We start from the raw sequence: 22879 nt of genomic DNA, 5'->3' as shown, positions 1-22879 counted from the left end.
CTATTTATTTAATACCTAATATCCGCTTATTTCGCTGGGTATCGGTGGCCATTGCACTAAAATCATCAAATGCTTTAGCTGTGGGTGTTATCAAGTGTTGTTGTATGAACGGCGCGCCTTCTTTAGCCCCTTGCTCAGAATCTTTTATACAACACTCCCACTCCAATACAGCCCAGCCATCAAAACCATATTGGGTTAACTTACTAAATATGTTCTTAAAGTCGATTTGGCCATCTCCTAATGAGCGAAAACGGCCAGGGCGCTCTTGCCAGTTTTGGTAGCCTCCATAAATCCCACTTTTACCGTTTGCATTAAATTCAGCATCCTTAACGTGAAAGGCTTTAATGTGCGTGTGATAAATATCAATGAAAGCAAGGTAATCAAGTTGCTGTAACACAAAGTGACTCGGATCGTAGAGAATATTTACTCGTGGGTGATTATTCGTTGCACCTAAAAAGCGTTCAAAAGTGACACCGTCATGTAAATCTTCACCAGGGTGAAGCTCGTAGCAAACATCGACTCCCATTTCATCAAAATAGTCGAGGATAGGTAACCAACGTGCTGCAAGCTCTGCGAAACCTTCTTCAATTAAGCCTTGAGGGCGTTGCGGCCATGGGTAGAAGGTTTGCCATAACAACGCACCTGAAAATGTAACATGTGTTTTAAGACCAAGATTACAACTTGCTTTAGCAGCGAGCATCAACTGATCATGTGCCCATTGCGTGCGGTTTTTTGGGTCCCCGCGAAGGTGCTCTGGAGCAAAATTATCAAACATTTCATCATAAGCAGGATGTACAGCAACTAGCTGACCTTGTAAATGTGTAGACAGTTCTGAAATAGTAAGCCCTACTTGTTCAATAATGCCAGTTACTTCATCACAATAATCTTGGCTTTGAGCCGCTTTTTCTAAGTCGAATATCTCTGGGTTAGATGTAGGCATCTGAATGGCTTTATAGCCTAAACTTGCCGCCCATTTACAAATGTCTTCTAAATTATTAAACGGTGCTTGATCGCTAATAAATTGTGCTAAAAATATTGCTGGACCTTTTATTTGTTTCATAGATGATTATCCAATTTTAAATGTGTGCCATTTACTGTCTTTAGCTGATGCTGCTACAGCATTTTCGATAAATGCCATGCCTCTAATTGCTTGCTTAATACCAGGTACATCAAATTGTTCATTGGTAGCTATTTCGGCTAATCTTTTTGCTTTGATCTGTTTTGCAAAATTAACATATATATTGGCAAAAGCTTCTAGGTAGCCTTCTGGATGACCTGCTGGTGTCCTTAGGGCATTTTGTGCTGCGGTGCTTTTTAGTGATATACCAGAGCGTAGTAATACGCTTGGCGCATTGTGGCTTTTAAGCCATAAGCTATTTGGCTCCATTTGATTCCATTCGATGCTAGCTTTATCCCCATAAATACGAAGGTTTAAATTATTCTCTTCGCCAAGTGCTATTTGGCTGGCAAGTAATACACCTTTAGCTTGATTATTAAATCGAAGTAGTACAGTTCCATCATCATCGAGTGTTCTGCCGGGTAGTACATGGTTTAAGTCAGCGCATAACGAGGTAATTTCTAATCCACTTACATATTCAACTAAGTTTGCAGCATGCACACCAATATCTGCGATACAGCAGCTGATGCCCGCTTTCTCAGGATCTAAACGCCATTTAGCTTGTTTACCTTGTTCGTCCTCATTGGTCGCAAGCCAACCTTGACTGTATTCAACAACTACTTTACGAATATTGCCAAGTTCGCCTTTTGTAATTCTATGTCGAGCTTCTTTTACCATAGGATAACCAGTATAGGTATGAGTCAACCCATATAAGCACTGAGTTTGGTTTAATGTCTGCTCCAAAATCAGTGCTTCTTGCAAATTGAGAGTTGCGGGTTTGTCTGAAAGGACGTGAAAACCTGATTCTATTGCGAGTTTCGCGATAGAAAAATGCAAATGATTGGGTGTAACTATAACAACAAAATCTATACGTTTATCTTCAGGAAGTTTTGCTTCTTCTATAAACATTTGCTGGTAACTATCATAGTTCCTTGTTCGTTCAATACCCAGTATCTCTGCAGTTGTTTTGCTGCGCATAGGATCTGAACTAAATGAACCGGCAACTAAATCTATAAGGCCATCTAAACGTGCAGCAATTCGGTGAATTGCACCAATAAATGCCCCCTCTGCACCACCGACCATTCCCATACGTACTTTTGTGTTATTCATCAAGCACTCCATTTAAATAGTCATTTATTCAATTTGTTTAATATCTTGTTACTGATAATAATCAATGAATACTAGTAGGGGTAATAAAAATTCGGTTGACAATAAAACAAATTCGGCGTTTTATGATATTTCTTATCAACATATGTTTTGGAATATATTATTTTGGATATACATCAAATTATAGATAAAGCAGGTGTAAATCAATTAATTTCTGCGTTTGACTTATTACATGAAACTTTGTTTTGGGTTAAAGATGATAAAAGTCGTATTTTGTACGCAAATCAACATTTTATAGAACATAAAGGTTATATGTCGTTTGACCAAATAGCCTTCAAAACTGATTATGATTTCTCACCTAAACACTTAGCTTTTCAATATGTAAATGATGATAGACGTGTCATGAATGGTTATGTCGTTACGGACAGGTTAGAACTTAATAAAACATCAAATGGTGAATTAGCATGGTTTTCCACTTCGAAAAAAGCGATTTTTACAGATGAGGGACAAATACTGGGTACTTATGGAATTACACGCCATTTACAAAAAACATCGAAAGCTTTATCAAATGTAAGGGCCATTGAAGAACCGGTTAATTTCATAAGAAAATATTACTACCGTAACATCAGCATCGAAGAGCTAGCCGAACTGGCACATTTATCAGTGAGTGCTTTGGAGCGTCGCTTTAAGAAGCATTTAGCTAAAACACCTAACCAGTTTATTAATGAGATTCGACTAGAAAATGCACGCAGGTTATTAGTTGAAACCAGCTTACCTATTTCACAAATAGCTTATCAATGTGGCTTTGCTGAGCCTAGTTATTTTAGTAAACAGTTTAGGCGCTTATTTGGTGAAATACCTTCACATATGCGAGATAATATTGATAACTAACTATTGTCTCGTTTAGCAAGTTTAAGTTCTACATGCACAGGCAATATTGTGCCAAGCAGGTATATTGTTGAGTATCATGAGGTAGCCTTAAACTGATTTTATGTCGCTTATTAAAGTGATGCTGTAAAACCATAAACTCACTAGTTGTTTGATATGTCTTGAGGTGAAAGAAGTTGACTGGTTAAATATAGAGACTGCTCGTGGACGAGTTTCCATTTTGAATGTTGATGTAACAAATCGTGCGAAAAAGTGGACTTTTAATTAATTGCACCTGCACAAACCTCGGGCCTAAAATAATAATAGCGCCATTGTTATCAACAGGTGTGTCATCAAGCTAAGTGGTCAGTTGTAACTGCTATTGCTTTTTGGGCTGCATCAACTATTGATTGTTGCGATAGAGTTACCTACGTTGCTATATTTTCGACTCCACTAACAGCCTCAACTAATTGCTATCCTTGGGCATCATCAAAGCGTACATGGTGTTTTGCTCCGTTGCCATTGATACCTAAATACAAGTTTAATCATATTAAAGTCGCTCACAAGATGAGTTGTGTCCACTGATGTAACTCTTACATGCTCATTTAACACAGCAGAATTAGTATGAAGTGAACTTAATTTTTAATTAATAAATAGATCATAGTTCTGAAGTATTTTTTGGGTGACACCGCCGTTAGCCCCCTAATTGAGCATTCTTTTAAGTAAAGGCACATCCGCACTAAAATCATTTACGATTGGTCTTATCATTATTAATAACTCACTCTTACTAGGAATTATTTAGCGTAGTTGCTAATTGCAGTATCTAGTGGAGTTGGCTTATATTGATGCATTGAAGCACTTAATTAGATTTTGTTTTCTCCTGCAATAAATTCATTTTTTACATTACCAATCAAATTAGTTTAATTAACATCGCATAAACAAAGTTCTAGTTTTTATCCATAGTCACTTTCCAGGAAACAAGCCCAGCTAATGTCGATAAAATATTCCATAACGTTTAATATAAAAAAATACATAAGTATGTTGTTTTATTTCAACGCTTTAAGTTAGTAATAAATTAACTAGTCAAAAAAAATCACATGTATTAATAGTGTTTTTTTGACGAGCGAAACTGTTGGTTAGTTATTTGTAAAAATAAATTTAAAAAGTTTTACGCCGATTTTGTCCTAGTCGCAACCGAAATTATATTATCACTTTTTTTAACAGGACCCTATTCTGGAAATGAATCTTAACAAGGTATTAACTATAGACTAAAGCTTGCTGGTTAATATTAACATTAGTTTTTTTATATTTATCAACAAAATAATACTAACAACACACACAAAGATTGGAGATGGACATGGTTAATAATAGTAGCAATGGAGCCTGGCTTTGCACTAATTTTAAAAAAACAGCACTATGTATTGCGTTGCTATCATCATGCAACATAGCACACGCTCAAGATGACGACTCTGAATTTGAGGTCATTGAAGTACGAGGTATTCGCTCTTCAGCGGCACAAAATCTAGCTATAAAAAGATTATCAACCGCTAATGTTGATGCGATTACAGCCGAGGATATAGGTAAATTCCCAGATAAAAATGTAGCCGATTCCTTACAACGTGTACCAGGTGTATTGATAGATCGAGATGGTGGTGAAGGCAGTCGGGTGAGTATTCGTGGTACTTCGCCTGATTGGACTTTAACGCAGCTCAATGGTAATTACTTGGCGTCATCTGGCACGGGTGTCCCAACGCGAAGTTTTAACTATGCTTTGTTACCTTCAAGTATGATTAGCAGTGTTGAAGTATACAAAAGTGCTGAAGCACGTATTGATGAAGGCGGAATTGGTGGAACCGTGATTTTAAATACTCGTAAACCGTTAGAAATGGAAGCTAACTCTGGCGCTTTAAGTGTAGAAGCAACTTATGATGACGTTTCAGAAGATCTACAACCGCAACTTAATGTACTTTATTCGTGGAAAAATGAAGATGAAAAGTTTGGTATCTTAGCTGGAATAAGTCGGCAAGATAGAACAGTAACGACAGTTTCTAACAATGCAATGCACTGGCGATATCATTCTGATACTGATGATTCAGCCGAAAGGCCTGCCATTGTAGACCAAGCAACAGGTGAAGTTTATAACAATGTTTGGGCTCCTCGAGCTATGAACGCAGTCAATTCAACAGAAGATAGAAACCGAGAAGGGTATCAAGTTGCCATACAATGGATGCCAACTGAAAATTTAGACCTTAACTTTAATTATTTTGGTGCTAAATTAAGTTATGACTCTGCCGAGCAAAGCGTACTCTTTGCTGAGTGGAACGATAATCATAACCCTTATTTTGGTGTTGAATTAGATGGTGATACTGTTGTTGCTTATGGTTTTGGGGATAATGGCTTACTCAATGAAAATAATTGGGGCGATGCGGATGTAAATAACGGGGTTGCTATAAGACGAGGTTTACTTTCGCCTCAGCTTACGGGCCGCGAGCGACTAGGAGAATCAAAATCAGACTCGTTTGATTTTGATGGTACTTATTATGGTAATAACTTCACACTTTCATTTCAAGTTGGTCATACGGAAGCAATAGGCGCACGGCTAGCGCATTTTAATCCCAGACTCTAGCAGGGTTGAGCGGTAATCATCGTCTAGCCCTGCCATTTTCTTTTTCCTCGCCATACTTGCTGACTTAGATGCATCTTGTTTAAAAAGCGCCATGGCTATCTTTCGCATTACATTAAACATTAATGGCCCTTGAAGTTTGCGTATTCTCGATTCATCTTCTCTGAAGTTCATATCAAGCATCCAATGCATGCTTTCAACCTGCCAGTGACTGCGTACTGCATTGAGTGCTTGCGCTGCATTTAAGTCTAATGAACTTATATACCAGCGTGTTTCAGTGGTATCCGACCCTGCCGACTTATCATGAACTTCAGCCCTGACCTTAATAATACTCGTTAAGCCAGGCCAACGATAATCCTTGCCTAGCCAGCTTTTATCTATAAGTAACTGCTGGCATGTACGTGTTTCAACACGCCCATGTCCTGAGCTTATTTCGGTATGTTCATCACAATTATGCTTAGTTAACCTTTCACGCTCGCACTTGTGCCACCACGCTTCTAGTTCCTTTTGCATGCCTGAATGATTACCTTTAAGTGCAAGAATATAATCTGCTTTTTGTTGGATGATTTGTTTTGCTATTTCTTGTTGGCATCCCATCGCATCTAACGTAATGATACTGTTTTCAATATCGAGCAGGGTGAGTAATTCTGGTATTGCGGTGATTTCATTTGTTTTATTATCAACAGCCGTCTGCCCAAGCACTAACTGGTGTTGGCAACTCCATGCACTGACCGTGTGTAAGGCACTTTTTCTGTCTTTTGTGGTAAATGAACGCCGTGCGGTTTTGCCATCGATAGCGATGATATCTGCACCTGTAGTTTCAATCAGTGATGATATCCAAGATTGAAATGCCCTTTCTATTTCATTTGCTTTTAACCGACACATGACGCGAGCAATCGTGTCATGTTTTGGAATTCCTGCGTTGAACGTGCCGTATTTTTTTAACCAATCAAGCTTTAGGTGCCCAAAGTCTTCAATATCTTCCCATCCTTCTGCACCAGAGAGTACAGCGCTAATAGCAAGGAGAAGAATATCGATAAGTTCATGCTTTTTACAACGTTCAATGCGAGGATCTGTAATTGAATTAAAATGTTTCAGAAAAGTAGTGCTCATATTTATGCGACCAAGTAATTATTATGCCTTGATCTGATCACTACTTGCTCTATAAGTTCAATTTATAATGATCTTGCCGTGGCAATAGGCGGCACTGCTAAAGAAACATACGCGAACATAGATGCTCGAAAAGGCTCCGTAAACAGCTGGTTATGGAATATTCAAGATGGCAAGCCTCAGTATGATGTATCAACGGATTTAGCATCAGATAAACAAGCTTACCAATATTATGATTGGTTTGATTCATATTCATCGGAAAATGAAGACTCAGAAGATTACATACAATCTGACTTAAAAATTGAATTTGATGGAGACTTTTTTACCAGCTTTTATGTGGGTGCTAAATACCGGCAACATGAAATTAAAGGTATCAGGAATGACTTTCGTTGGGATGATGACATTCCAGATAATGGGGGTTACAGAGGTTATCTGCCGGGAACAGAGTGGTTCCATAACCCGGATTTTCACCCAGATGCTGAAACATTAGTTAGTGATACTGTTATTGATAATAGTGCCGGTAATACGGGGGCATTCGATTTCTTAGCATTTGATTTTGCAGCGCTAGATCAATATCTTAAAAGTAATTTTAGCGCGACCGTGGTACCTACTTTATCAGGTACTTACACTTTAGAAGAGAATATTTGGTCTGTTTATGCTCAAAGTAATTTTCAGTGGCAAGCATTACGCGGTAATTTTGGCGTACGTTATGTTAATACTGAACTAAGTACTTTAACGTATGACGATGTTGTTGGCCAAGATGACGATGATACTGAGCCGAATGAACGTACAAGTGATGATGGTGAATGGTTGCCAAGTCTAAATTTAGCGTGGGATGTGAATGACGACGTAGTGGTGCGCTTTGCTGCGGCTAGAGCCATGTCACGTGTTAGTTATTCTGATCTTAGTCAAGCTGAGTCGTATGGTCCTCCAGTTAATATTAATTCACCTGACTCATGGACAGGCAGGGGCACGGGTACATCTGTAAACACTGGCTTAGACCCAATGTTATCAGATCAAGTTGATTTAGGAATAGAATGGTATTACGCAGGTGGATCAGCTTTAGGCGCTACTCTATTTAATAAAGACATTTCAAATTTACCTATTTCATCGTTGGAAATTGTCGAGCGAGAACATGATTGCTGTAACGGCCCAATTGAAGTAGAAATGAATACAAAAGTGGGCGGTGGTGAAGCTGAATCTACCGGGGTAGAGTTATTTTTTCAGCATTCGTTTGAAAGTGGCTTTGGTTTGTTAGCCAATTATACATTTACTGATACAAGCACTAGTGAGGTCTCTACTGAAGGTATTAAAACAGCAGCTGAGATCCCAGGAACCGCTAAACATCAATATAATCTGTCAGTTTACTTTGAGAACGATGATTTTAGTGTTCGGGCTTCTTATAACTGGAAAGATGATCGCGCAAATGGGATCCACAAAGGGTATAATATGTATACTAAAGACTATGGACAGTTAGATATTAATGCGGCTTATAATTTAACTGAACAACTGTCATTAACAGCCTCTGTGGTTAACTTAACAGAGGAAGTTGAAGAAGGTTATTGGAAACAAGAAAACAGATTTACTTATAACGAATATACCGGCAGGCGCTTTTATCTAGGCGCTAACTATAATTTCTGATCCATAGTTAACATTATTGATAAAATAACTCATAGGTGAAAAACCCAGCAACTTTTGTTGGGTTTTTTATTGCAATAAATGTTATAACATTGTTTAAGGTGCATTTAGTTGTGCTGAGAGGGCTTTAAAGTTACCAATCACTCCTCGTGTATCTATTTCACTTTTATATTGGTTAGTTGCTGACGACCGCTAGATTAATTAAAAGTCCGACTGCAGTACTTCATGAATGCACTTTCGTCTTCAGTTGTTTGCACTGAACCACCTTCGTTAAATACTTCTTGAGCTATAGGGATATTGATCTTTGCAGATACTTATAAGTAACCAAGTTGAGTTAAAAACATACGCATAGCAACCACGATTCGTATTCCGGCCCATTGGCTTACTGAATAGGTATAATTGCGTTTGGCTTGTTAGAAGTGATTAGCTAGAAAAGTGATTTAAAAGGTTAGCAAAAGCAAGACTCATAGAGTGGTTACAGTCGAGCTCACATAACATAACCATCCGCTGATATTTTTCTGCAAGGGCGTTGAGTGGTTCGTGGGCTTTCCCTTTAGCAAATTGCGGTTTGCAAACCGAATCTAACGAATAGCCTAATGGGTCAATTAATTCAAACTGATTTACGGAACAATGTTTTGTAAATAACTAAGAGTTAATTTTGCGATGCGTAAGGCTAACCTTTTAGATCTTGGTGGAGTGCTATCGCCTACTGTGCCTAAAACTTCATCCTTGATACTCTTATTCATTGTTTTAAAAACCAAAAGCGCTTTCATTGCTTAGTAGTAAATAGTTTAATCTTACATTGGGTGAATTACCTTAAATACACCTAACAAAAGTACTAGATTCCAAACTTTGCGGGTTTATTTTTCATCCAACGTGCCTCACTTCTTATGAAGTAGAACTGAACTAGCAAAACCTTCTGATATACTATAACATAACCTAAGATGTTTAACTAAAGAGATCAAAAATGAGTAAGAAACTGCCCGTCACAGTTTTATCTGGTTTTCTTGGCGCTGGTAAAACTACCGTTTTAAGTCATATTCTTAATAATCGTGAAAATAAAAAAGTAGCTGTTATCGTCAATGATATGAGTGACATTAATATCGATGCTGCCACTATAAAAAATGAGGTATCACTAAATCGCAGTAATGAAAAATTGGTTGAGTTGAGTAACGGATGTATTTGTTGTACTTTGCGAGAGGACTTACTCGTAGAGGTTACGAAACTTGCGAAAGAAGATCAGTTTGATTATTTAGTAATTGAATCTACAGGTATTTCAGAACCGCTGCCCGTTGCCGAAACTTTCACTTTTGCAGATGAAAATGATATTTCTTTGTCAGATATAGCTAGATTAGACTCAATGGTTACAATCGTTGATGCCGTAAACTTCTTACATGATTATGACAAAGCCGATTATCTACAAGAGGTGGGTGAGTCATTAGGTGAAGAGGATGAGCGAAGTGTCACCGACTTATTGGTTGATCAGGTTGAATTTGCCGATATCATTTTGATCAGCAAAACTGACCTAGTAAGCAAAGAGCAAATTGCTAATTTAACAGCTATTTTAAAAACGCTGAATACCCAAGCCAAAATCATCCCTATATCGGCAGGCAATGTAGTAATAGATGAAATCCTAGATACCGGTTTATTTAACTTTACCAAAGCGCAGCAAGCGCCGGGGTGGCTTAAGGAAATACGTGGTGAGCATATTCCAGAAACTCAGGAATATGGGATAAGTAGTTTTAATTATATTGCGCATCGTCCTTTTGATCCTAACAAGTTCTATCAATTTCTGCATAACACTGAACAGTATGGCAAGTTATTACGGTCTAAAGGTTACTTTTGGTTGGCAACGCGTCCTGAATTTTGCGGGCAATGGAATCAAGCTGGTGGTATCGCCGATCATGGTTTTGCGGGTATGTTTTATAAATCTCTACCTAAAACTGAGTGGCCAATAGATGAAGAAGCTTTGGCGGAAATTAACAGTAAATGGCAAGAACCATTTGGCGATATGCGTCAAGAGCTGGTTTTTATAGGACAATCTCTAAACCAAGAAGCGATGACCGTAGCACTGGATGCTTGTCTACTCAGTGATGACTTATTACTTCAAGGTAAAGAAAGGTGGAGGTCCCTTAAGGATCCATTTCCAGTTTGGGAGGAAAGTTTATGAGTTCACTGGCTAAAGCCATAGAAATAGAAGAGGTACTTTATCGTCGTGCATCATTAGACACTGACCCGAATATATTTACTGATATTTATCGCTCAGATGTAAATATCGTTATTTGGCAACGACAAATTGATAAAATGTTATCCGAAGCAGTAGATGAGCTTATTAGTACTGATAATATTAAGCCTGTAGAAATAGCGGTTTCACCAGAGCATACGCATGATGAACTGTGCCGTCTTTTGGGTGGGTCAAGTGCGGCCATTACATTGAGTAAAGACATTGCTTTACTTGTTGATATGTTTTGTTGTCTGTTTGATTTAAAGCGCGCGGGACTACGCTTAACAATGCTTGATAAAGCCATGTGCCCTCGTTTTCATGTTGATAAGATACCATGTAGACTAGTTTCCACTTATCAAGGGGTTACAACGCAGTGGCTGGCACATGACAAGGTAGATCGCACTAAGCTAGGTGCTGGAAATAACGGCAAGACTGATGAAGATTCTGGTCTATTTGAGCACCTTGAAGATATACAACAACTTAATCAAGGTGATGTAGCACTTTTAAAAGGTGAAAACTGGCAAGATGATAACCAAGGAGCAGGCTTAGTGCATCGCTCTCCTTCAGTTGAGCAAGGAGCAAAGCGTTTATTGCTTACGCTTGATTTCATGTAAATTTGTCAAAGTGAAATTATAGTAAAAGGGCGCTCACAGCGCCCTTTAATAACTTAAGTGAGGTTACTTTTTTTCTTCGTCAGGTAATGTGACGTTAAGCTCAAGCACTGCTAAGTCGTCTTCATTTTGATCAAACTGAACTTGTACCGCATCAGTATTAACATTCACATATTTGCGTATAACAGCAAGAATATCTTGTTTTAATTGTGGTAAGTAATCGGGTGTACCACGTTGTGAACGTTCGTGCGCAACAATTATTTGCAATCGCTCTTTTGCCAGTGACGCACTGTTTTTCTTTTCTGAGCGGAAATAGTCAAGTAGTGACATATTAACCTCCAAAAATCCGTTTGAACAAGCCTTTTTTCTCAACATCTAAAAAGCGAAAATCAACGGTTTCACCTAATAAACGACTAATTGCATCAGCATATGCTTGGCCAGCATCAGACTCATTATCTAAAATCACAGGTTGGCCTGAATTTGAAGCACTTAACACTGCTTGTGACTCGGGTATAACACCTAAAAGCGGAATAGATAAAATATCTTGTACATCTTCAACTGACAGCATTTCACCTCTAAGTACACGATCAGGGTTATAACGCGTTAATAGTAAATGTTCTTTAATATCTTCTAAGCCTTCTTCAGCACGTTTTGATTTACTGTGCAATATACCTAAAATTCTATCAGAGTCACGTACCGAGGATACCTCAGGGTTTGTGGTCACAATGGCTTCATCTGCAAAGTACATTGCCATCATAGCGCCTGCTTCAATACCCGCTGGTGAATCGCAAACAATATAGTCAAAATCTTTTTTTAATTCATTTAAAACGCGCTCGACACCATCACGGGTAAGGGCATCTTTATCACGCGTTTGTGAAGCGGGTAATAAAAATAGCTTTTCAACTCGCTTGTCTTTTATCAGCGCCTGATTAAGGTTAGCATCGCCATTTATAACATTTACAAAATCATAGACAACTCGGCGTTCGCAGCCCATGATCAAGTCAAGGTTACGTAAACCAATATCAAAATCAATAATAACCGTTTTATAGCCTTTTAGCGCTAAACCTGTACCAATAGCAGCACTTGATGTTGTTTTACCAACACCGCCTTTACCCGAAGTAACGACAATTATTTTTGCCATAAGATTTATCCTTTAACCAAAGCTGAAATTTCTAATGAATTATTTTTTTGTTTAATTTGTACTGTATTGCCCCAGTATTCACCTTGTAATGAATCACTAAGCCAGTAATTACCATTGATTGAGACCAGTTCAGCTTCTAATTTTTGGCAAAATACATGCGCCTCATCATAGCCTTGTGCTCCCGCAATAGCGCGTCCGCGTAATGTGCCGTAAATATGCACATTACCATCACTTATCACTTCGGCGCCGTGACTTACGGCACCAATAACAATTAAGTCACGATCTTTAGCATACACTTGCTGACCTGAACGCACGGTGCCATTTATAACTTGTGCAGGTAAATGTATGTTTTTTTCAACAATCGATGTATTAGGTTGTTTAACGTTGTCCACTTTTACGTCTTGCGCATAGTTAAGAACAGATAAACCAGCTGCTTTTGCGTTGTTATGTTGTGTATCATCACCATTACAAACCCCAACAGGGTTAAATGCGAGGCTGCTTAACATCGTTTTCAATTGTGCAAAGTCAAATTTAGTGTGCTGTACATCAGCTAAGTTTATAACAATAGGAGCCCCGGCAAAAAACTTAGGTGCTTGGGCTATTTTTTCATCTAGTTGTTTCGAAAGAAGGGCCGTATCATCGCTCATCAAATGAAGCACTGATAATGTAAATAGATTCCCTTTTAACTCAAAAATTTGTTCTGACATAAGTACTCAATTCAATTCGCTGATCATAAATTTTTTAATATAAACGCAGCATGAACAGCGCCTTAATTGTAAAAATCTAATCTAATTCTGCTAACTTATTATAACTCTCATGTTATAGTGTGCTGCACTGTTTCGCAAGATTTTATAGGCTCATAATGCTTACTGCGGTATATAAAAGTAAGAAAAAATCAGATACTTTTCTTTATGTTGAAAAAAGAGATGATTTTAGTAAGGTTCCGGAACCTTTAATGGCGATGTTTGGTCAACCTCAGTATGTGATGATTATAAATCTCGCTAAACGTGAAAAACTCGGTGGTTCTTCCCTTAGTTTAGTAAAACAAGCGTTAACTGATGATGGCTTTTATCTTCAGTTACCTCCGCCAAAAGAAAATTTACTCTCTGAGTTACGTAAAAGAAATGGAGTTGATAGTGACTAAATTAGCATTCAAAAAACTGGCAATACTTTTATGTAGTGCCTGTATAAGTACATCGGCGCTGGCCAATACGAAAGCGCAATTTAACGAGTACGTCAATAACCTCAAACTCGAAGCAAAACAGAAAGGGTATGATGAGAAATTAATAAACGATGCATTTCAAAAAGTAGAATTTAAAGAGAAAGTGATATCAGCTGATAAAAGTCAGCCTGAAGTTAAAGAGACTCTCGAAACCTATTTACCTAAGCGTGTACCGCAGTGGAAAGTTGACCGTGCACGTAAGTTGTATAAAGAAAACCAGCAATTGTTAGATCAAGTAGCCAAAGAGTTTGGGGTGCAAGCACGTTTTATTGTTGCACTGTGGGGGCTTGAAAGTAATTTTGGTAAAATTCAAGGCGGTCATAACGTGATCGAGTCTGTGGTGACTCTTGCTTTTGATGGACGCCGAGAAACAATGTATAAAAAGCAATTATGGGCAGCGCTTGATATATTAAAAGAGGGCCATATCACGCTTGATAAATTTAAAGGCTCTTGGGCGGGCGCAATGGGGCAAACCCAGTTTATGCCGACCTCTTTTAATGCCTATGCGATTGATTATGATAATGATGGTCGTAAAGATATTTGGACAACAGAGGCTGATGCGTTTGCATCAATAGCTAACTATCTTAAGCAAGCTGGATGGGATGATAACTTAACTTGGGGTCGTCAAGTTCAATTACCAGACAACTTTGATAATACAAATATTCTCAAGCGTGGTACCAGGACTCGCACCCAATGGTTAGAATACTGGCGTGATTCTCAACGTAGCTTAGCTGATTGGCAGGCTCTTGGCGTGCGTAAAATGGATAATGCTGATTTACCTAATGTTGACGTAACTGCAGCAATGGTGATGCCTGATGATATTAATGGCCGTATGTATTTAGCTTATGACAACTATAAAGCGCTAATGCATTGGAATCGTTCATATTACTTTGCGACTAGTGTCGGTTATTTATCTGACCGAATTGGTTATCCGGCCATATAATAAGTATAAACTATAAAGCCGCATTTTATGCGGCTTTATTTTGATAAATCACTTTCGTGTTTATTTTTTCATTATTTTATCTTTAAAGTCGAGTACTTTGCCAATTCCTGAGCCTAACTTCATCAAGCTTTGTAATTGCTCTGGACTGAGTCGTTGCAACTCAGCTGACCACTTAGTAACAGTTTCTAATAAATCATGGACTTCTTGCATTTGTTGTTGTGCAAAACGTTCATCGTCGTTATTAGCTTCTTCTAGAATATTGTCGCGTAGTAAGCTTAAAGTCGGATCAATTTCGCGTTTTTTACGCTCTTCAAATACTTTATTGGCCATATCCCAAATACTGCCGGCAGGGGCATAATATTCCTTCCTGTCACCTGGAATATGTTGTACTTTAATTAATCGCCATGACTGTAACTCTTTAATGCCCATACTGACATTTCCACGAGAAATACTTAGTGTGTCGGCAATTTCATTGGCCGTCATAGGTTCTTTGGTGATGATCAATAAACCGCACATCTGTCCTATTGTGCGGTTAAAGCCCCAACGGCTGCCCATTTCACCGCAGTGCATAACAAAGGCAAAGTTTTTTTCAGATAAAGTCATGGCTTTTCAAGTTTCAATAAATTATGAAATTAATGCTAGCATGCTGAACGGGTATAGCAAGTGTTAGCTTCGCATGTGTTTATTAATATCAACCTGATTATTATTTATCTATTAAGCATGATTGAAATTAAGAAGCATATTGTTAAATTTTACTAAGCGGTAATCGCTAAAAGTAGTTAGACAGCGGCACTCAAAAAAACACACTAATAAGTTTTTTTTTGCACTAAGCGTAATAAACTACGTATTTATTAGGCTAAGTAACAGAATTTTTTATGATCCTTCTGATGCAGCTTAACTTATGTCTATTCCAATGATCACAGAGTCGCTTTTTGGCACTCAGATAATTTTACTGATTCATTATCCTCTTTTGTGGTTTTTTCTTAGCAACTAGCTCGCCTTACTATTTCAATATTTTATCTTTACAGTTGAGCTTTTTGCTAATTCCTAACCGTAACTCTAAGAAGCTTTGTCACTGTTTTGTAGGGGCTTGTATGTAGTAATAAATCATAAACCTATTTCATTTGCTTCTTATCTATTAATGAGTAGCATTTAAAGTTGATGCTACTCAGCTGATTCATTTGTAAATAGCTTAAGCTAATACTTGGCCATTACAATGTATAGCTAAAGGTGAGTTTTGCATTTCGTTTTTCTCCAGGCATTCCACCTAAAAACATCGCTTTAGAGTAATACTCTTTATTATAAAGATTATTTAGGTTTCTTTAGCAACGCTGTTTTGCTATCTAAAACTGCGGGTAGCTTAATGTATTGCCCATCTTTTTTATAACAGAGCGTTTCATCAAACTCTACTTGTGTGATAATGCCAATTATCAATTGCACATTTGTAATGTACTTTGTGATGCATTTTTTACCAGATCCATATCAACCATTGCTTTAGCGCTGAGGTATGTCGTTGTTTAGATATTAATGACGCAATAACAGTGTTGAGATAGAGATATAAAGTGTTTGTTATTCTTTTTCCACACTCCAACAGTCGAAAATTAATACAACAGGCACAAATAACAAGTAAATAAATAACGATAGATGGCATAGTAACCATACATATTTTGTAGGATGAAATAACGGATGAAATTATTAAAAGCTGCACTGATCAGTAGTGCTATAGTGTTTACATTAAGTGGTTGTTCGCAACAGAATGATTCAGTAATGTCCGATACAAAAAACACAAAAAAACCGGCTACCAGCAAACAAGAGCTTAGTGCTGCGCAGACTCTCTCAGAGTTAGTCGCTCAATATTTTGAAGATTCTTTAACATTCAGGCCTATTAATGCGACTTACATCGGCAGAAGTGAATTTAATGATCAATTCATCGCACCTATAAATAAAAGTAATCGTGACAAAAAACATGCTTTTATCAAAGAGTATCAAGCTAAACTTGCCGCAATTGACAAGTCAGCACTTACTGGGCAAGCATTACTTAATTATGAAATTTTAGCCCGTGACTTATCTCTGACGTTAGAGGCTGAGCAGTTCCCAAGTTATTTATTACCAATAAATCAAATGGGGGGAGCACAAAATACTTTTGCCGGGTTAGGCTCTGGGCAAAGTGCACAGCCTTTTAAAACAGTGACGGACTATAAAGCGTTTATTAAACGTGCTGACGGGTTTATTGCTTGGTTAACAAGTGTAGAGCAAGCTATGCGTGAAGGCATTAAAGAGCATGTTGTATTACCTAAACCTCTTGCTGAAAAATTACTGCCTCAGTTTCAAGCTCACATTGTTACTAAACCTGAAGATTCACTTTTTTGGGGACCCATTAAACAGTTACCTGACAGTTTTACTGAACATCAAAAGGCTGATATTACGGCGCAATACAGTAAAATGATAACTAAAAAGTTAGTTCCGGCATATCAACAGATGGCTGACTTTTTAGCCAATGAATATATACCAAACAGTCGTAATACAATCGGCTATTCAGATTTACCAGATGGTAAAGCGTGGTACGAATATCAAATTAAAGAACACACGACGCTTGATTTATCTGCTAATGAAATTCATCAAATTGGTTTAAAGGAAGTTTCTCGTATTTTAGAGCAAATGAAAGACGTGAAAAGTACGGTTGGTTTTGATGGTACGCTTAATGAGTTTTTTACTCACCTTCGCGAATCTGATGAGTTTTACTACGAAACACCGCAAGCGTTGATCAAAGCATACGAAGACGTAAAAAATAAAATTGATGCTAAAATCCCGGCTCTTTTCGATGTATTTCCTAAAGCAGATTACGTTGTTAAACCGGTAGAGGAGTTCCGTGCTGAATCTGCCGCTGGCGCTTCTTATCAAGCCCCTGCACCTGATGGTTCTCGTCCAGGTATATTTTATATAAATACCTTTAATTTAAAAGCTCAGCCCAAATTTTTACTCGAGACATTGTCTATTCATGAAGCGGCTCCGGGGCATCATTTTCAAATAGCGCTTCAACAAGAAATTAAAGATTTACCATTATTTAGAAAGTTTGGCGGATACACCGTTTTTGCTGAAGGTTGGGCGCTTTACGCTGAAAGTCTGGGTAAAGAAATGGGTTTATTTACTGACCCATATATGTGGTATGGCCGCTTATCAGATGAGCAACTTAGAGCCATGCGGTTAGTACTTGATACAGGCTTTCATGCTAAAGGTTGGACACGCCAGCAGGGTATTGATTATATGCTGGATAACTCATCAATGGCGGAGTCTGATATTATTGCTGAAGTTGAAAGGTATATTGCATGGCCAGGCCAAGCCTTATCGTACAAGTTAGGTCAGTTTAAGATTCAAGAGTTACGTGATTACGCTAAAAATAAATTAGGGTCTAACTTTGATATTAAAGCGTTCCATACTCAAATTTTAATTGATGGCGCATTACCTATGCCTATCTTAGAAGAAAAAATTAAACGTTGGGTTAATACACAACTATGATAATTACACGTGCAAAGTGTGTTTGTACTTTGCGCGTTTAGTTCTGCTGAGTTAAAATGCGCGCTTGATGGGGCGGTTAGGTTAAGCAGTAATGACAAATAATAAATTTTGGCTTGAGAAATCACTTGGGCAAATGTCACAAAGTGAATGGGAAGCTGTTTGTGACGGTTGTGGTAAATGTTGTTTAAATACATTTATTGATAGCGAAGATGAAGATGAATTTAATGCCACCGATCAGCTTCGCGAAGGTGAAGAGTTACTATTTACTAATATTGTGTGCCAATACTTAGACAACCAAACTTGCGGATGTAGTGAATACGAAAACCGACAAACGTTAGTACCTTCATGCGTAAAACTCACCAAAGAAAATCTTAAAGATGTTTTTTTTATGCCGCAAAGCTGCAGTTATCGCCGTCTATATGAAGGGAGAGGGCTAGCGTCTTGGCATCCATTAAATAATGATGGAAGTAAAGCTTTAATGCATGAGCTGGGTATTTCAGTGCGTGATAAAACAGTAAAAGATTGCGATATAGAACTTGATGACTTCGATTTATATGTTACTGATTGGCCTAAAAGAGATATTGATTAATGAGTATTGCTAAAGCCAGTATTGGTTTGCTTAACCCTAAGAGTCCAACTAATGTGGGGGGCGTGTTACGTGCAGCAGGTTGTTATAACGCCCATCAAGTCTTTTTTACTGGGATGCGTTACCTTAATGCGAAAAAGTTTCATACCGACACCAAAAATGTACTTGAACGTATCCCTTTAGTCGGTTGTGATAATCTTTGTGATGTAAAACCAATAGGTGCTAAAGTTGTCGTTATTGAATTAATTGAAGGCGCGACTCCTTTACCTGATTTCAAGCATCCAGAAAATGCATTTTATATTTTTGGCCCTGAGGATGGTTCAATTAGTAAAGAAATTTTAGCTTGGTGTGATGAGGTTGTTTATATCCCCACAATTGGCTGCATGAACCTAGCTGCAACGTGTAATGTCGTATTATACGACCGTCAAGCAAAACTTGGTGGGGTGCACGCAAATGACGAGACTATCATTAATAGTCGCGATACGAATAACAAACTAAAATGGCATGCTACTCCAGCTAAGTAGGCTTTAATTTAACGCCTATCGGTTTTTAGTTGAACCTGCTTTTATATTTAGCAAAAATAACCAAGTCTGTTGGGTTATTAATATCAATTCAACAGAGCTAAAATTTGTTTGCAAGAGACCAGGATATAGATAAGGGCGTTGATTATAATTCTTAAGGTAAGCAAAGTTTAATCTTAAATCGCCAACAGCTAATAATTATTCTTTTTAATAAGTATGTTCAATTCGAGTGTAAGCCCCTATTTTCCTCATTAGCGTTTTAAATATAGTGGCTAGCTATTGCAAAATTTTGGCGTATCACAGCCCGTTTTTTCATCGTTAGTGGCTTCGGTTTTTTATATTGTCGTAATGTAGTAGTGATGTTCTAAACCCCGGCTGCATTATTGACTATATAATAGTTAATGCTGCAATTGGAACGGCCAGAATAAAACATTGTGATCTTTTTTTCTCAGTGTGTAGAATCAGCTCTAACATTGTTACTGGAGTGAAAACTACGTGAGTGAAATTAATAAAAATCAGTCATATGCGACCAAAGATCCGCATCAAAATAATAATTACCGGCTTGCGCTTACAGCAATGACGACATTGTTCTTTTTATGGGGTTTTATCACGGTTTTAAACGATGTGCTGATCCCTCGCCTCAAAGGTGTGTTTGACCTTAGCTACACTGAAGCCATGATGATTCAGTTTTGCTTCTTCGGTGCTTATTTTATTGTTTCTTTACCTGCGGGAATATTAGTTAAAAGGTGGGGTTATAAAAATGGCGTACTGAGCGGCCTTATTGTTGCTTCACTCGGTTGTACATTGTTTTATCCTGCGGTGGTGATTCATGAGTATTGGTTGTTTTTAAGTGCACTTTTTGTATTGGCTGCAGGTGTCACTATACTGCAAGTCTCTGCTAACCCGTATGTTGCAGCTCTTGGCCCTGAAAAAACAGCATCTTCACGCCTTAACCTTGCACAAGCATTAAATTCATTAGGAACAACTGTCGGGCCGTATGTGGGCGGGATTTTGTTCTTTGGCGCTGCGGGTTCATTGACCGCAAACGCGGCAACGGCCGAGTCGGTTAAAGTGCCTTATTTAATGCTTGCTGGCGCGTTGATGACAATCGCTATTATTTTTGCTTTTTTTAAATTACCTCAAATTGCTGCCCACAATGGTTCTGAAGCTGACCATGCAAATATGGGCTCATTAATAAAGGCTCCGCATTTAATTATGGGTGTGATTGGTATATTTTGCTATGTGGGCGCTGAGGTTTCGATTGGTAGTTTCTTAGTTAATTATTTCGGTGAAGCGCATATTGCAGGTCTTCAAGAGCATGCTGCTGCAAAATTAATAGCCTATTACTGGGGTGGAGCAATGGTAGGGCGATTCATAGGCTCTGTGGTTTTACAAAAAATTGCTCCGTCAAAAGCTATTACTTTTAATGCTTTTGCTGCTATTGCGCTTTTATTAGTAACCATATTTACCGAAGGTAATATCGCACTGTATTCTGTACTTGCAATTGGTTTATTTAACTCAATTTTATTCCCAACTATATTTTCAGTGGCGATTGAAGGGTTGGGGTCACTAACTAGTAAAGGCTCAGGTTGGCTTTGTTTAGCGATTGTTGGTGGTGCGTTAGTGCCATTACTACAAGGTGTGGTGGCAGATACAGTTAATATTCAACAAAGCTTTTTTGTGCCTGTTATTTGTTATGTGTTTATTGCTTGGTACGGCTTAAATGTTGTACGACTTGCCAGTAAATGGCAAAAAGCTAATTAACGTATACTCAAGTTACCTCTGCACGGGGGAGCGTTCTTTAAAGCCACATAATTAAGATCGAAGCGCATAGTTTTCTATGCGCTTTTTCTTGTGCCGCTGTGCTATAAAAGCGTTACAGTAATGATTTTTTCAGTGTTACTTCCAAAATATTAAATGAACATGTTGCTAACAACCAAATTACTTATGATGCTCGAACTGACTATTTGATGTAGAATTATTAAAGTGGTACTCAATTCAGCTTGTCTGTAATTTGAAATGATTAAATAAGCTCGTCAATATTTATATCAACAAAAAGTAGCTCAATGTAATTTGTAAAGTAATGATTAAGGGATAATATAATGTCTAAAGCAAGGTTAATCTATGTTTACGACCCTATGTGTAGTTGGTGTTGGGGGTATAAAAACACCTGGAAAAAACTAGAAGAAAAACTAGCAGGGCTTGTTAAAGTTGATTATCGCGTGGGTGGCTTAGCCTCTGATAGCGTTGAGCCTATGGCATTATCAATGCAACAGTTTTTACAACAAACTTGGCGGCGTATTGCAGCACAAACTGGTGCGCAATTTAATTTTGACTTTTGGCATCAGTGTCAGCCTAAACGCTCTACTTATCCTGCTTGTCGGGCGATGTTGGTTGCTAGACTGTTCAATAATGAGCGAGCCATGCTAGAAACAATACAAAATGGTTATTATTTAAATGCAAAAAATCCTTCCGAGATAACAACACTTGCTGATTTTGCAACGTCCATCAATATACCTAAAGATGAATTTATTCGCTTGATACAAAGCGAGGAAATTGAACAACAGCTACAAAGCGAGCTTAATTTTGTTCATCAACTTCCTATTCAAGGCTTTCCTTCATTAGTGCTTGAAATTGATCAGCAATACTTTGCTATTGCTATTGATTACCAGAGTGAGAAAACTACCTACCAACAAATTCTTAATAATCTCAACAAGTAATAAGTCACATACCTTATATAAAGCGGTTTATTAAGACACTTTTACTGCAATAGCATGGCAACTGTCATATTTTCGTCTTTTTAGCGCAACATTGTTGTCACAGAACCCCGTTACACTTTCGCTCAATGATAAAAAGCAACTAGCAAATTCGCTAATTAACTAGTAAAGGTGTATGCGATGAAAGGCGTTAAACCATTGATCTTAGCTGGTGTTGTAGCCATAAGTGCGACAGCGCAAGCAAATGATTTAGACAATGTTATTGATAATAGCAGTGAGATTAATAAATCAGCTCTACAATCACAAAAAAAAATAGATAAGATTGCAGATTCAATTCAAGGGCGTTTACAGCAGTTTAAAACTCTCAACAAAGAAATTGACGGTTTAACAGTTTATAACGCACAGCTGACTAAGCAGATTAATAATCAATTAAGTGAAATGGAATCATTGAACCTATCAATGGATCAAGTTTCGATTATTGAACGTCAGATAACCCCTCTAATGCTACGTATGATCACCGGCCTTGAGCAATTTGTAGCACTTGATGTGCCGTTTTTATCAGCTGAGCGTAAAAAACGTGTGAGCTCTTTAAAAACTATGATGGATCGTGCAGATATAAATTCAAGTGAAAAGTTCCGCCGTGTGCTGGAGGCTTATCAGGTTGAAGTTGATTACGGGCGCACTATCGAAGCGTATACCGCTTTATTGGATGTTGATGGGAAGGAGCGTGAAGTTGACTTTTTACGTATTGGACGCCTAGAGCTTATTTATCTGACGCGCGATGGCAAAAAAGCAGGGAGCTGGAATAAAGATTCGAAGTCGTTCGTAGCATTACCTGATTCAACGATTAGTCAGATTAATAAAGGTTTACGTATTGCACGTAAGCAACTCGCCCCGGATATGTTAACTCTTCCAGTACACGCTGCAGAATAAGAG

At 38.0% G+C, this 22879-nt stretch carries 20 protein-coding genes; 13 read left to right on the top strand and 7 right to left on the bottom strand.

Annotation, left to right across the window (positions count from 1 at the left end):
- Positions 1-4: 4 nt before the first annotated feature.
- The gene (locus tag ACT3S9_RS17495) at positions 5-1060 is read right to left on the bottom strand and encodes a sugar phosphate isomerase/epimerase family protein (protein WP_441835780.1); all 1056 of its coding nucleotides are present in this window, start codon (positions 1058-1060) and stop codon (positions 5-7) included.
- A 6-nt stretch (positions 1061-1066) separates the two neighbouring features.
- Positions 1067-2227, bottom strand: a complete 1161-nt coding sequence (locus ACT3S9_RS17490; protein WP_441835779.1) for a Gfo/Idh/MocA family protein — start codon at positions 2225-2227, stop codon at positions 1067-1069.
- Positions 2228-2374: 147 nt separating this feature from the next.
- Here ACT3S9_RS17490 and ACT3S9_RS17485 point away from each other — a divergent pair, with 147 nt between their 5' ends.
- Together ACT3S9_RS17485 and ACT3S9_RS17480 are read left to right on the top strand one after the other, a co-directional pair.
- Positions 2375-3115: a helix-turn-helix domain-containing protein gene (locus tag ACT3S9_RS17485; RefSeq protein WP_444751141.1), complete on the top strand. Its 741-nt coding sequence runs from the start codon at positions 2375-2377 to the stop codon at positions 3113-3115.
- Positions 3116-4448: 1333 nt separating this feature from the next.
- A complete protein-coding gene (locus ACT3S9_RS17480; protein ID WP_441835777.1) occupies positions 4449-5717 on the top strand; it encodes a TonB-dependent receptor in 1269 nt (422 codons plus the stop codon).
- Here ACT3S9_RS17480 and ACT3S9_RS17475 read toward each other — a convergent pair.
- Positions 5691-6827: an ISAs1 family transposase gene (locus ACT3S9_RS17475; protein WP_008466968.1), complete on the bottom strand. Its 1137-nt coding sequence runs from the start codon at positions 6825-6827 to the stop codon at positions 5691-5693. The genes ACT3S9_RS17480 and ACT3S9_RS17475 overlap by 27 nt on opposite strands.
- Before the next feature lie 78 nt (positions 6828-6905).
- On the opposite strand from ACT3S9_RS17475, the gene ACT3S9_RS17470 reads away from it, so the two are divergent.
- The 3 genes from ACT3S9_RS17470 (at position 6906) to ACT3S9_RS17460 (ending at position 11300) form a co-directional block, all read left to right on the top strand.
- Positions 6906-8465, top strand: a complete 1560-nt coding sequence (locus ACT3S9_RS17470) for a TonB-dependent receptor (RefSeq protein ID WP_444751140.1) — start codon at positions 6906-6908, stop codon at positions 8463-8465.
- Between the two features lie 964 nt (positions 8466-9429).
- Complete coding sequence (zigA, locus tag ACT3S9_RS17465; protein WP_441835453.1) at positions 9430-10632, top strand: zinc metallochaperone GTPase ZigA; 1203 nt, start codon at positions 9430-9432, stop codon at positions 10630-10632.
- Complete coding sequence (locus tag ACT3S9_RS17460; protein WP_441835454.1) at positions 10629-11300, top strand: DUF1826 domain-containing protein; 672 nt, start codon at positions 10629-10631, stop codon at positions 11298-11300. The genes zigA and ACT3S9_RS17460 overlap by 4 nt, the downstream gene beginning before the upstream one ends.
- 63 nt (positions 11301-11363) lie before the next feature.
- Here ACT3S9_RS17460 and minE read toward each other — a convergent pair whose 3' ends face one another.
- Genes minE through minC form a run of 3 tightly spaced genes read right to left on the bottom strand, consistent with a single transcriptional unit; the run spans position 11364 to position 13145 of the window.
- Entirely contained in the window at positions 11364-11627 is a 264-nt protein-coding gene (minE, locus tag ACT3S9_RS17455) for a cell division topological specificity factor MinE (protein ID WP_441835455.1), read from the bottom strand.
- Position 11628: 1 nt separating this feature from the next.
- Complete coding sequence (gene minD, locus ACT3S9_RS17450) at positions 11629-12438, bottom strand: septum site-determining protein MinD (RefSeq protein ID WP_441835456.1); 810 nt, start codon at positions 12436-12438, stop codon at positions 11629-11631.
- A gap of 5 nt (positions 12439-12443) precedes the next feature.
- Positions 12444-13145, bottom strand: a complete 702-nt coding sequence (minC, locus tag ACT3S9_RS17445; RefSeq protein WP_441835457.1) for a septum site-determining protein MinC — start codon at positions 13143-13145, stop codon at positions 12444-12446.
- A gap of 155 nt (positions 13146-13300) precedes the next feature.
- Between minC and ACT3S9_RS17440 the strand changes: the two genes are divergently transcribed.
- Together ACT3S9_RS17440 and ACT3S9_RS17435 are read left to right on the top strand one after the other, a co-directional pair.
- Complete coding sequence (locus ACT3S9_RS17440) at positions 13301-13582, top strand: YcgL domain-containing protein (RefSeq protein WP_441835458.1); 282 nt, start codon at positions 13301-13303, stop codon at positions 13580-13582.
- Positions 13563-14603, top strand: a complete 1041-nt coding sequence (locus tag ACT3S9_RS17435; RefSeq protein ID WP_441835459.1) for a lytic murein transglycosylase — start codon at positions 13563-13565, stop codon at positions 14601-14603. The genes ACT3S9_RS17440 and ACT3S9_RS17435 overlap by 20 nt, the downstream gene beginning before the upstream one ends.
- Before the next feature lie 60 nt (positions 14604-14663).
- Here the strand turns inward: ACT3S9_RS17435 and ACT3S9_RS17430 are convergent, their stop codons facing one another.
- Positions 14664-15206: a GbsR/MarR family transcriptional regulator gene (locus tag ACT3S9_RS17430; protein ID WP_441835460.1), complete on the bottom strand. Its 543-nt coding sequence runs from the start codon at positions 15204-15206 to the stop codon at positions 14664-14666.
- 1083 nt (positions 15207-16289) lie between these two features.
- Here ACT3S9_RS17430 and ACT3S9_RS17425 point away from each other — a divergent pair.
- The 6 genes from ACT3S9_RS17425 to ACT3S9_RS17400 all read left to right on the top strand — a co-directional run bounded on the left by ACT3S9_RS17425 (position 16290) and on the right by ACT3S9_RS17400 (position 22876).
- Positions 16290-18119, top strand: coding sequence for a DUF885 domain-containing protein (locus tag ACT3S9_RS17425; RefSeq protein WP_441835461.1), 1830 nt, complete (start codon positions 16290-16292; stop codon positions 18117-18119).
- A gap of 91 nt (positions 18120-18210) precedes the next feature.
- Positions 18211-18708, top strand: coding sequence for a YcgN family cysteine cluster protein (locus tag ACT3S9_RS17420; protein WP_441835462.1), 498 nt, complete (start codon positions 18211-18213; stop codon positions 18706-18708).
- Positions 18708-19229, top strand: coding sequence for an RNA methyltransferase (locus tag ACT3S9_RS17415; protein ID WP_441835463.1), 522 nt, complete (start codon positions 18708-18710; stop codon positions 19227-19229). The genes ACT3S9_RS17420 and ACT3S9_RS17415 overlap by 1 nt, the downstream gene beginning before the upstream one ends.
- Before the next feature lie 492 nt (positions 19230-19721).
- The gene (locus ACT3S9_RS17410) at positions 19722-20990 is read left to right on the top strand and encodes a sugar MFS transporter (protein ID WP_441835464.1); all 1269 of its coding nucleotides are present in this window, start codon (positions 19722-19724) and stop codon (positions 20988-20990) included.
- A 338-nt stretch (positions 20991-21328) separates the two neighbouring features.
- Positions 21329-21946, top strand: a complete 618-nt coding sequence (locus ACT3S9_RS17405) for a DsbA family protein (protein ID WP_441835465.1) — start codon at positions 21329-21331, stop codon at positions 21944-21946.
- Between the two features lie 177 nt (positions 21947-22123).
- Positions 22124-22876 (top strand): DUF3450 domain-containing protein, encoded by a 753-nt coding sequence (locus ACT3S9_RS17400; protein ID WP_441835466.1) that lies wholly within the window; start codon positions 22124-22126, stop codon positions 22874-22876.
- Positions 22877-22879 lie beyond the last annotated feature (3 nt).

Source organism: Pseudoalteromonas sp. AOP31-A2-14 (assembly GCF_052378035.1).
GTDB lineage: Bacteria > Pseudomonadota > Gammaproteobacteria > Enterobacterales > Alteromonadaceae > Pseudoalteromonas.
Note: the sequence above shows the minus strand (reverse complement) of the source record. Positions and strands in the feature narration are given on the sequence as shown.

What these genes read in the sequence shown, in the direction of transcription:
- ACT3S9_RS17495 (WP_441835780.1), bottom strand. Translation starts at nt 1,060, where the DNA reads ATGAAACAAATAAAAGGTCCAGCAATATTTTTAGCACAATTTATTAGC.
- ACT3S9_RS17490 (WP_441835779.1), bottom strand. Translation starts at nt 2,227, where the DNA reads ATGAATAACACAAAAGTACGTATGGGAATGGTCGGTGGTGCAGAGGGG.
- ACT3S9_RS17480 (WP_441835777.1), top strand. Translation starts at nt 4,449, where the DNA reads ATGGTTAATAATAGTAGCAATGGAGCCTGGCTTTGCACTAATTTTAAA.
- ACT3S9_RS17475 (WP_008466968.1), bottom strand. Translation starts at nt 6,827, where the DNA reads ATGAGCACTACTTTTCTGAAACATTTTAATTCAATTACAGATCCTCGC.
- zigA (WP_441835453.1), top strand. Translation starts at nt 9,430, where the DNA reads ATGAGTAAGAAACTGCCCGTCACAGTTTTATCTGGTTTTCTTGGCGCT.
- ACT3S9_RS17460 (WP_441835454.1), top strand. Translation starts at nt 10,629, where the DNA reads ATGAGTTCACTGGCTAAAGCCATAGAAATAGAAGAGGTACTTTATCGT.
- minE (WP_441835455.1), bottom strand. Translation starts at nt 11,627, where the DNA reads ATGTCACTACTTGACTATTTCCGCTCAGAAAAGAAAAACAGTGCGTCA.
- minD (WP_441835456.1), bottom strand. Translation starts at nt 12,438, where the DNA reads ATGGCAAAAATAATTGTCGTTACTTCGGGTAAAGGCGGTGTTGGTAAA.
- minC (WP_441835457.1), bottom strand. Translation starts at nt 13,145, where the DNA reads ATGTCAGAACAAATTTTTGAGTTAAAAGGGAATCTATTTACATTATCA.
- ACT3S9_RS17440 (WP_441835458.1), top strand. Translation starts at nt 13,301, where the DNA reads ATGCTTACTGCGGTATATAAAAGTAAGAAAAAATCAGATACTTTTCTT.
- ACT3S9_RS17435 (WP_441835459.1), top strand. Translation starts at nt 13,563, where the DNA reads ATGGAGTTGATAGTGACTAAATTAGCATTCAAAAAACTGGCAATACTT.
- ACT3S9_RS17430 (WP_441835460.1), bottom strand. Translation starts at nt 15,206, where the DNA reads ATGACTTTATCTGAAAAAAACTTTGCCTTTGTTATGCACTGCGGTGAA.
- ACT3S9_RS17425 (WP_441835461.1), top strand. Translation starts at nt 16,290, where the DNA reads ATGAAATTATTAAAAGCTGCACTGATCAGTAGTGCTATAGTGTTTACA.
- ACT3S9_RS17420 (WP_441835462.1), top strand. Translation starts at nt 18,211, where the DNA reads ATGACAAATAATAAATTTTGGCTTGAGAAATCACTTGGGCAAATGTCA.
- ACT3S9_RS17415 (WP_441835463.1), top strand. Translation starts at nt 18,708, where the DNA reads ATGAGTATTGCTAAAGCCAGTATTGGTTTGCTTAACCCTAAGAGTCCA.
- ACT3S9_RS17405 (WP_441835465.1), top strand. Translation starts at nt 21,329, where the DNA reads ATGTCTAAAGCAAGGTTAATCTATGTTTACGACCCTATGTGTAGTTGG.
- ACT3S9_RS17400 (WP_441835466.1), top strand. Translation starts at nt 22,124, where the DNA reads ATGAAAGGCGTTAAACCATTGATCTTAGCTGGTGTTGTAGCCATAAGT.